This window comes from Synergistaceae bacterium (assembly GCA_021372895.1).
Classification (GTDB): domain Bacteria; phylum Synergistota; class Synergistia; order Synergistales; family Synergistaceae; genus JAJFTP01.
Window position 1 is genome coordinate 25,948 of the sequence record JAJFTP010000011.1, and the last position, 10,110, is coordinate 36,057.

Genomic DNA, 10,110 nt, shown 5'->3' on the forward strand with positions numbered 1-10,110 from the left:
TGCCTTTAACCGTTTTTACATACAGATTGATATTTTAGGGTGCTATTTTCTAGTGTATACAATGAGCACTTTAACATATTATGCGCTGTAAATACAATTTAAGAACTGCACAAGACAGCAAAATACGTTATATTTCAGATGGGAAATAACGTTCCTGAAAGGAGAACGGCGCCTATTGCACCGTATAGGAGAAGCAGAATAGGGGGATTTTCCCTGAAAATGCGGCAGAATTTTAAAAGCAGCAGACCAAAGACAAAAAGAGCCAAGGCGACCGACCCATTACCTATCGTTGCTTTCAAAGGCGACAAAAGAGATAGGAAAAGAAGCCCTGCGACAACAGGGCGCAGAAAGGCTTTAATTCTCTTGCTGTTTTCATCGGAAGCAAATTTGAGCAACTGTATAACAATGCTCAGCAGGGCAATAGGTGCCGCAACAAGCGAAAGGGTCGCGACAAATGAGCCCCAAAAACCCGCCTGCTGGAACCCTACGAATGTCGCGGCGTTTATCGCTATCGGTCCCGGTGTAACCTGAGACATCGCAAGTACCTGGTTGAACTGTTCTCTTGTCAGCCAGCCGGTGCTGGTAACCAGCTGATATTCGATCAGCGGAAGCGTGGAGAGTCCCCCTCCGAATGCGCATATACCCACCTGAGCAAATGCAGCGGCAAGTCCGGCCAGCATGTTCATTTTTTAAAGACTGCCCTTTCTCTCAACAGCTGGATAGCTATCGCCGCAGACATTGCAAGAAAAGGATGGATATGAAATATTCCTATCATTGCGATTACTGCAGCAAAAGGCACAGCATTCCACCATCCGGCAGACAGTGTGTTCTTGACATTGTCGAAGACCACGGTCGTGATGATAGCGCTGGTGCCTGCGAGAACGCCCCGAAAGAACCCCTGGACCCCTGGTACATCTGAATATTTCAATATTAACGGGGAAAGAAAAAGTACAATAATAAAGGGGGGGAAAATAGCACCTGATACAGCGGCGACACTGCCTGGAAACCCTCTGTAATGACGGCCCATTATCCATGATATTGAAACGGCGAGAGGTCCGGGCATCGACGCGGCAAGGCTGATCATATCAGCAAATTCTTCAGCATCAATATCCATGCGCTTTTCCTCTTCAAGCTGGACCATCCCAAGGATAACAATTCCCCCTCCAAAGGTGACAGCGCTTATTTTGAAAAAGAAGAAAAACAGCTCAAACAACGTCATTTACATCTGCTCCGTTTTTGCTAAGATTTAGTCCTGACTTGCTTTGCAACAATGATAGATGATATAGGATGAAAAGAAAACAACATCCGATGCTCCACATAATCACATCCAGCCCAAAACACGGGCGGTCAGAGCTGTTCTCTGACAATACCTGATTATCGTTCATGTAAAAAAATCGCATTTTTACATGTTAAATACAGACCTGGCCTGTTATTGGTTTATCCATGCCAAATGTGGCATATAATATACGAGGCTTGACAAATAAAATTAAAAATGATTAAAAGCGATCAACTGAACTTTCCCAGTTATTCCTATATAGTGGCAGTGGCCTTATAGGCCTTTTCCCCCGTCTTCCTATCATGTTTTCCAGACGGGATCAAGGGTCTTTAAAGCGTTGAAACTACCGGGCTCCTGCTTGGAAACATGCGGAAGATGGCGGAAAAGTTCAGTGATCAAGACAACCAGTTATATTTAGTGCTAAAGTGATAATATATAATTTTTTGGGGGGGCAAGGGTATGAAAAAACCAGTTGTATTTTTTGTTGCGATACTTCTTATGCTGTTTAATGCTGCGCAATTATCTGCCGGAGAGGCGGAAAAACGCGTAGCTAAAGAGATTGGAGGTTTACTTATAGAAGAGTTCAAGCCCGATTCGCTGAAACTTAAAATAAGCGACGGAGGCAGTTTTATCTGGGCTGAGATGGTCGGCGCAAACATCGAGGCGATTCGCATTGAAAATATGAAGCTGAGGGCAATGCTTAAAGAAGCACCGAAACAGGCCCTTTCAGGCGACAAATACGGGCTTGCAAATCTTATTATGATGTCGGAAGGCGAGGTCGTTTTGCTTGAAAAGGATGTAAATAACTATTTTCTTGCCGGCATAAACACCAAAGGTTTTTCAAACCTGAAATTCGATTTTACACCGGAAGGCTTTTCTGCAGATGGGATATTTTCCGCAAAGTTTCTCTTTACGATAAAAATCAGACTCAAGGCAAAAGGAGTGCTCGGCCTCCAGGCGGATGGAGTATATCTTGAAAATACTGCTATTTATGTCGAAGGGGTCAAACAGCCGGAAAGCCTTACAAGCATGATCATTGGCAAAGTCAATCCCCTTTTGCCTTTTAAAAAAATCCCATTTCCCGTCAGTTTCAAGAAAATTAAAATGACTGACACTTCGGCAATAATGACAAGCGATCCAAAGCCGTTTACAAAGGGGGAGAGCTGGAGCTGGCATAAATAAGTAGGATATAAACTTAGGTGACAAACTCTATGATTGATTTCGCACTTTATCATCAATAGATGAAAACTGCACAATACCAGTGATAAGCGATAAAATTCATTCAGACAGGCCGGCCGGCAACAAAATATAATAACGAATTTACGCGGGGATAACCCCCGCGTTTTTTCATGCGTATTTCCATCTCTCGCCGTTTTATACTAAACATCAAATAAGGTCTATTCTGTTACACACTTCATGGAAACTTATTTTTAGTCTCTTATTTGTCTTATTTATTGTTTTTAGAAAAGTATCGAAATATACACAATTTCTATCCACATGCTGTGGATATCTCTTTGCCCTTTCCTTCCTTTCGCATTCTTTCCACTTCTGGAGGGGGAGACCTTTTAATAATAATAACAAATTGTATTTATTAAAGTCATATATTTACTGATCTATAATGTTTTATTCACAGATGTCACAATACTATCCAGATGTTATGCACGACTGTTTAATCAAGTTGGTCAAAAAATGTCAATATACCCCCGGGGTTGTGTTTTTTTACGCTTGTTCTCCACCGCTGCTTTTTTGCACGAGATACTATGCCATTAAATATTTTGTGGATATGTGTATATCTTTTGTGGATTTAAAAGACGTTTTGTTTTTGCGTTTTAAATATTCCTCCGCGCCGACCCCTTTCATGATAAAATTATGTTGCTTTTCTATTTCGTCTTCTTTTTTTACCTTTGAGGTGAGAGTGAATGCTGAAGGAACTGGATGTTATCTGGAACGAGTTTAAGATGCACTGTGTGGGGATGCTTTCCGCTGCGGATAATGCGGCAAAGACATATTTGGATACATGCCTTCCCGTATCTCTTGATGACGGGGTGCTTGTTCTTGACGTACCCACACCATTTGCCAAGGAACAGATAAAATCCAGATTTCTCACGCAAATGAAGACAATTCTCGCAGAGACTGGTTTTGGAACTGATATTGAGATAAAGGTAAGCCAGGAGACAAAAGATGATGTGGGTGCGGAGGATCGCGCAATTGCAGCAGCGGCTCCTATAAGGTTTGGGACCAGCCGTAACGGGCTTAATCCCAATTATGTCTTCTCTACCTTTGTGGTTGGAAAATCAAACAGGCTTCCCCATGCGGCGTGCCTTGCAGTTGCAGAATCACCCGGTATAGCCTACAACCCTTTATTCATCTGGGGAAAGGTCGGCCTTGGGAAGACGCACTTGATGCATGCGATCGGACATCACATAGAAAATACTCAGTCTAATACCAAGGTTCTTTATGTCAGCTCCGAAAAATTCACAAATGATTTTATAACGGCAATACGAAACAACACCAACGATCAGTTCCGCGCCCGTTACAGGGAATTGGATGTCCTGATGATAGACGATATCCAGTTTATTGGTGACAAAGAGGGAACGCAGGAAGAATTTTTTCATACTTTCAACTCTCTTCACAACTCAAAAAAACAGGTAATAATAAGCTCTGACAGGCCGCCGAAAGATATACAGGGAGTAGAGGACAGGCTTGTATCAAGATTCGAATGGGGCCTTGTAACCGATATACAGCCGCCTGATCTTGAAACACGTGTGGCCATTCTGCAGAAAAAGGCAGAAATTAAAAATTATACTATTCCTGCTGATATAATTTTATTTATCGCCCAAAACGTACCAAGCAATATCAGGGAGCTTGAGGGCACCTTAAATCGAGTTGTAGCATGTTCCGAGTTCAACGAAGAGCCGATAAACATGGAAAATGTAACTGTTTGGCTCAAGGATATGATCCGCGAAAATAATTCCGGTCCTGTCAGCATAGGTCTTATTCAGCAGATGGTTTCGGAGACCTTTGGTTTCTCTATTGATGATCTTTTATCTCAGAACAGAACAGCCGATCTGGCGCTTGCAAGACAGATCGCCATGTATCTTGCAAGGAATAAGACCGGTGAAAGCCTTCAGCAGATAAGCTATTCGTTTAATAAAAAAGATCACACCACAGTCATTCATGCCTGTAAAAAGGTGGAAAAACTCATAAAGACTGATTTACGCGTACGCTCTTTTGTGGATAATATTGCTAGTAAACTATAATTTCCCACTGTGTTTTTTGTGAATCTATATGTGCATAGATCAGCTTATGTCTTTTTCCACACCGAAATTGTGGATATTGTGGATAAAATAAGGATTCTCTCTTGATTTTATCCACCAAAAAAATCCTTTCTCTGTCTTGTTTTTTTTGCGTTTTACACATTTCCACAGCACCTATTACGACGAATATTATTTTTTAATATAAAAGAAAAGAAATAGGGAGGTCTACTTATGAAGCTTATTATCAACAAAAAACAATTCCTGCAGAGCTGGGGGCTTGCCGAGAGAAGCACATCCAGTTCAAGCTCCATGAACATACTTTCCTCGGTTCTGATAAAAGCTTCCTTTGATGAGGTCTCTCTTCAGGCAACTGATATCCGGACATCCATAATATGCTCCGCTTCCGGCGTTACCGTTGTAGAGCAAGGAGAAGCGGTTTTCCCGATAAAGATGGTCAGTGATCTATTTAAAAAAGCACCGGGAGAGGAATTTACTCTATCTGTCATTGATGGTAAGGTTGTTTTGAAGGCAGGAAGGAGCAAGTATAATTTCAGTACATATCCGGTAAGTGAATTTCCGGTCCTTCCTTCTTCCGGATCAGCAAAGCTCTTTTGTAAAATTTCAGCGAAAGAACTGACAGAGGTACTGGAAGAGGGAACGCTTGCAGCATCGACAGGTGAAGAATTTCCTCTTTATCTGTCTTCTGCAAATTTTCAGATATCGAACGGAATATTGAACATCATATCAACGGATACAAGAAGGCTTGCCCTTTCCGGAGCTGTGGTCCTTGAATCAACAGATGGTGTCAGTTCTCTGCTTCCTATGAAAGGAGTAAAAGAAGTCCAGAGGATACTTGGGTCTTTAAATCCAAATTCCATAGTTGATATACTTTATGATGATGCTCAGTTTTACTTCAAGGCGGAAAATGTTGAATTTACAGTAAGACGTGTAGAATCGCGGTTTCCTCCTTATGAAAAAATTCTTCCTAAAAGTAATACAACAAGTATTACTATTGATAGGGGTGATCTTATTTCCGCACTTGAGCGGGTGGATGTGATTGTAAGGGATTATAACCGTATGGTGATACTTGATATAATTACAGGCGAGAGTTTAGTAATGAGAGCCAAAGCTCCTGACTTTGGTCAGGCGGTTGAAGAGATAAATGCAGATATAACAGGAGAAACATTAAGAATGGCAGTAAATTCCAAGTTCTTTATGGAAGCACTTAAAGTAATGCGTGACTCTGATGTGAGACTTACATTTAACGGTCCATCCGGGCATATGGCAGTCAGGCATACAGATAGTGATAAATTTTTATGTCTTATTGCTCCGATTAATTTATCCGAAGAAGAAATGAAGATAGAAAAAACCGGGATAACTGATGGAGACGGGTTTTAGCAGAGTAAGGTTCAATAACTTTAAAAATCTGGAGCCCCGGGAGATGAAATGGTCCCCGGGGCTGAATTTGCTTACAGGAGTTAATGGCTCAGGCAAGACGAACATACTTGAAGGAATTAATATTATATCGGGATGGGGGCCTCTTGAAAGAGGTACCAGAACAAACTCTCTTCCGACATGGAACAGCGGTACCAGTGATGTACAGCTTACAGGACAGTTAAACAGCGAATATGGAGAGATAATCAAGGTAAAAATCTCCGGCAGATATTCCATTAAAATAGACGATAAGACGATAAAAGCCGCTGAACTCCGCTGTAAAATACCTGTACTCTCTTTTCTTCCAAACGACATGTCCATACTTGAGGATTCCGCATCTTACAGGCGTAGGCTCCTGGATATGATCCTTGCTCTTCTTATCCCCGCATATGCAGTAAGATTGTGTGATTATAGAAGGGGTATCCGCCAGAAGTCAATATTGCTCGGAAAGGGATACTCCGCCGCCATAGTAGATCGAGCTCTCGTGTCACTTGCTGCGTGGATATGGAGAATGAGAGAGGAAGCAGTACTGTTGCTCTCAGATTGTATGGAAGGACTGGGGGAACTTTTACCCGCAAGGATAGGACTGTCTCTGGCAAGGGGCGGCGCCGGTTTTGCAGAAGACACGGAAGAAGATTATATAAAAGCACTTCAAATCAACAGAGTAAAAGAAGCTGCACTCAGAGCTTCTGTCGTTGGACCGCACAGGGATGATCTGGTAATAACTGCGGATGGAAAATCAGCAGCAATGTCTCTTAGCAGGGGACTGCGCCGAAGAGTTGCCATCGCATTGATGCTTGCAGCATCAGACGGGGTACGCCGAAAGCTTGGCAGAGAGCCGGTGCTGCTTCTGGATGAAGTTACCGCAGAGTTGGATGCAGAGGGAAGAAAAGTATTGTTTGAAGCGCTGACAGAAAGAAAAGGGCAGGTTTTTGCTGCAACGGCCGAACCGTTCATATCTGGTTTTCCAGGGAAAGTATATACTGTTTCAGAAGGAAGAGTGATAAGTTCCAATGATGATTTATAATGACAAATATGAGGTTATTATTGTCGGAGGAGGCCATGCGGGATGTGAAGCAGCCCTTTCTGCTGCCCGAATGGGAGCCCGGACCCTCATGCTGAACCTTTACATAGACAACACAGCTATGATGCCGTGTAATCCTTCCATAGGCGGACCGGCAAAAGGGCACCTTGTCCGTGAGATAGATGCTCTCGGGGGGGAAATGGCGCGTGCTGCAGATAAAGCAACGCAGCACCTGCGTTGGCTCAACACGTCAAAAGGTCCGGCTGTCAGGACACTGAGAGCTCAGTGCAGTCCAAGGATATACAGCAGCCATTACAGAACTGCGCTGCTTACCTGTCCGAATTTGGAGATCCATCAGTCACAGGTCACGGATCTTATTGTTAAGGATGGAACGGCTATAGGGGTAAAAATAAAAACAGGCCAGATTTTTTACTCAAGGACAATAATCATGGCTACTGGAACATATCTTGCCTCTAAAATACACATAGGTATGACATGCCATAAATCAGGTCCTCTCGGAATGGTTGCAGCTACAGAGTTATCCCGCAGCCTAAGGAACACGGGGCTCGAGATCGGACGTCTGAGGACCGACACGACGCCAAGGCTTCACAGAGATACCATAAACTGGGACATACTAGATAAGCAGGAAAGTTTATCAGAACCTGAAGCGTTCTCATATTTTGGAGAGAAACGGACATATTCGGGAATGGTATGCGGCATGACAAGATCCAACAAAATAACTCATGATGTCATCAGAAAATATTTTTCAGAGTCACCCCTGGTTCAGGGTACCCTTGATACGGAAGGGCCGAGATATTGCCCCTCCATCGACGACAAGGTAATAAAGTTCCCCGAAAAGGATTCCCATCCCATTTTCCTCGAACCCATTGATCCTGATGGCAGAGAAGTCTATATGCAGAATTTTTCAACATCAATGTGCCTTGAGGCTCAGTTTGAAGCCGTAAGCACGATCAGGGGCTGTGAGAAGGCGCACATATTAAGACCTGGGTATGCGATTGAGTATGACTTTGTGATTCCTACACAGCTTGAACCTTGGCTCGAGACAAAACAGATAAAGAATCTCTTTCTTGCAGGACAGATAAACGGCACATCGGGGTATGAAGAGGCCGGTGCACAGGGGCTTATTGCCGGCATCAACGCTGCGCTAAGGGTGCACGGAAGCGGACCGTTGGTTCTGGGACGAGACCAGGCATATATAGGAGTACTCATAGATGACCTTGTAACAAAAGGGACAAAAGAACCATACAGGATGCTTACCAGCAGATGTGAATACAGGCTCATGCTTCGCCATGACAATGCTGACAAACGACTTTCCGGGATCGGGCACGATATAGGCCTGCTGCAACAGGAAAAATGGAATATCCTTTGCGCGCGCTGGAGGAAAATGGACATGGAAATCAAGCGTATAATGAATTTTAAGATCCATCCTACGGAAAAAGTCAATGAGATACTTCGGAGTGCCGGCTCCTCCCCGATCACAGAAGGACTTCCGGCATCCGACCTGCTTTGCAGACCTGAGATCACATGGGAGATCATTGCGCCGCTTATTTCTTCTGAAGATATTGATAAAGAACTTGGAGAGCGCATATCGACAGACCTCAAATATAAGGGATATATCGACAGACAGAATAGACAGGTTGAAAAATTCCGCCACATGGATCGACTGAAATTTCCGGAGGACTTTGATTTTGCATCGATTGGAGGACTTTCGGGGGAAGGACGCCAAAAACTTATCCGCCATGTTCCCAGAACACTTGGGCAGGCGTCAAGGATCTCCGGGATCCCGCCGACCGATATCCAGCTCCTTTGGGTCACGCTGGAGAACAGACGCAGAGAGAGGACTGAAAATAAAGATGGAATCTCTTAAGGATGCCGGCAGACTATTTACCACAGATGTGCCTGATGCGGTTAAAGCCTGCCTTAAACTAGCCGAGCTCGAACAGGAGTGGCATAATGTAGCGGGTGAGGCAATTGCTGAAAGGAGCTCCCCTTCAGCGTGTGAATTTGTGGAAGAAGGACTGAGGATTACCATAAATGTTACGGATGCAGGAGTTGCTCAGGCAGTAAAGTTCAGAAGATCTGCGCTTATAAAATCACTGCGTAAATTTTTATCTTTACCATCTATACAAATTGACGTTAAAGTTGGAAAAATTACAAGACGATCTGCTGCAAAACCTCCGCTTCCCGCATGCAGGAGACGGGCTCCGGTCATAATCTCGGAGAAGGCTGTAAAGGAAGAGACAAAAAGACTGACATCTGAAAACGGAGATCCTGAAATTGCAGAAACAGTGGCAAGGCTTAAGGTGGCATCAGAGAAGCTTAGCCTAAGAAAAAACGGTTAAAAGCCCAGATAAATAATAATGATTATTATTTTTCGGTAAAAATGCCGATGGTTCTATTGTTTTGTCAGTTTAATATTATACTAAGACATGATTAAAAAATGGGGGGTAATCTTACATGAAAATAGGAGATCTCATTCAAAGCGGCGATTTTAAGGGAGAGAAGCATGTTCCCGTTATTGAAGCACCGGAAAAAGTAAAAGCCGGAGAGAAATTTACAGTAAAAGTAAGTGTAGGCAAGGAAATTCCACATCCAAACAAGATGGAGCACCATATCTGCTGGATCGGGCTTTTCTTTAAACCCAACGATGCCAAATTTGCGATTGAGCTCGCAAAGTTTGACTATACCGCGCACGCAGCATCAATGGATCCGACTGTGGCAGGTCCTGCCCTTGCGGAACCCTTCAGCTGCGTCGCCATCAAACTTTCAAAGCCAGGGACCCTTATAGCGCAGAGCTACTGCAATCTGCACGGACTCTGGGAGACATCACAGGAAATCGCAGTGGAATAGAAATTTAAATACCCCTTGCTTTGTAAGGGACTTTTTGATTTTGCACGAAGAGGGATGTCCATACCGGATGTCCCTCTTTGTTATTGAGTAATGAATGTAATATAATAAACTCAAACTTCGCACATAAATAACGTGCACAGCACCTTGACAATCCAATAATCGGCGAACGTTAAGAATATTATTTTTAGTCATTTCACGCACATCTGAGCAGCTTGTTCTTCAGCATCTCAGGCAATGCTTCAATGAAT

At 43.4% G+C, this 10,110-nt stretch carries 9 protein-coding genes; 7 read left to right on the top strand and 2 right to left on the bottom strand.

The window, feature by feature from the left end:
* Window positions 1-134: 134 nt before the first annotated feature.
* Together LLF78_01295 and LLF78_01300 are read right to left on the bottom strand one after the other, a co-directional pair.
* Window positions 135-686 carry a chromate transporter gene (locus LLF78_01295; GenBank protein ID MCE5201138.1) on the bottom strand — a complete coding sequence of 184 codons (552 nt, stop codon included), beginning with the start codon at window positions 684-686 and terminating at the stop codon, window positions 135-137.
* Window positions 683-1,219 (bottom strand): chromate transporter, encoded by a 537-nt coding sequence (locus LLF78_01300; GenBank protein ID MCE5201139.1) that lies wholly within the window; start codon window positions 1,217-1,219, stop codon window positions 683-685. Before LLF78_01300 ends, LLF78_01295 begins: the two co-directional genes overlap by 4 nt.
* 516 nt (window positions 1,220-1,735) lie before the next feature.
* Here LLF78_01300 and LLF78_01305 point away from each other — a divergent pair.
* From LLF78_01305 to LLF78_01335, 7 genes are all read left to right on the top strand, one after another.
* Window positions 1,736-2,458: a hypothetical protein gene (locus LLF78_01305; GenBank protein ID MCE5201140.1), complete on the top strand. Its 723-nt coding sequence runs from the start codon at window positions 1,736-1,738 to the stop codon at window positions 2,456-2,458.
* Window positions 2,459-3,195: 737 nt separating this feature from the next.
* Window positions 3,196-4,536, top strand: coding sequence for a chromosomal replication initiator protein DnaA (gene dnaA / locus LLF78_01310; GenBank protein MCE5201141.1), 1,341 nt, complete (start codon window positions 3,196-3,198; stop codon window positions 4,534-4,536).
* A gap of 228 nt (window positions 4,537-4,764) precedes the next feature.
* The gene (gene dnaN, locus LLF78_01315) at window positions 4,765-5,931 is read left to right on the top strand and encodes a DNA polymerase III subunit beta (protein MCE5201142.1); all 1,167 of its coding nucleotides are present in this window, start codon (window positions 4,765-4,767) and stop codon (window positions 5,929-5,931) included.
* Window positions 5,915-6,994 (top strand): DNA replication and repair protein RecF, encoded by a 1,080-nt coding sequence (gene recF, locus LLF78_01320; GenBank protein MCE5201143.1) that lies wholly within the window; start codon window positions 5,915-5,917, stop codon window positions 6,992-6,994. The genes dnaN and recF overlap by 17 nt, the downstream gene beginning before the upstream one ends.
* Complete coding sequence (gene mnmG, locus LLF78_01325) at window positions 6,984-8,879, top strand: tRNA uridine-5-carboxymethylaminomethyl(34) synthesis enzyme MnmG (protein ID MCE5201144.1); 1,896 nt, start codon at window positions 6,984-6,986, stop codon at window positions 8,877-8,879. Before recF ends, mnmG begins: the two co-directional genes overlap by 11 nt.
* On the top strand, window positions 8,866-9,354 hold the full coding sequence (locus LLF78_01330) for a DUF721 domain-containing protein (protein ID MCE5201145.1): 489 nt from the start codon (window positions 8,866-8,868) through the stop codon (window positions 9,352-9,354). The genes mnmG and LLF78_01330 overlap by 14 nt, the downstream gene beginning before the upstream one ends.
* Window positions 9,355-9,469: 115 nt before the next feature.
* Window positions 9,470-9,862: a class II SORL domain-containing protein gene (locus tag LLF78_01335; GenBank protein ID MCE5201146.1), complete on the top strand. Its 393-nt coding sequence runs from the start codon at window positions 9,470-9,472 to the stop codon at window positions 9,860-9,862.
* Window positions 9,863-10,110 lie beyond the last annotated feature (248 nt).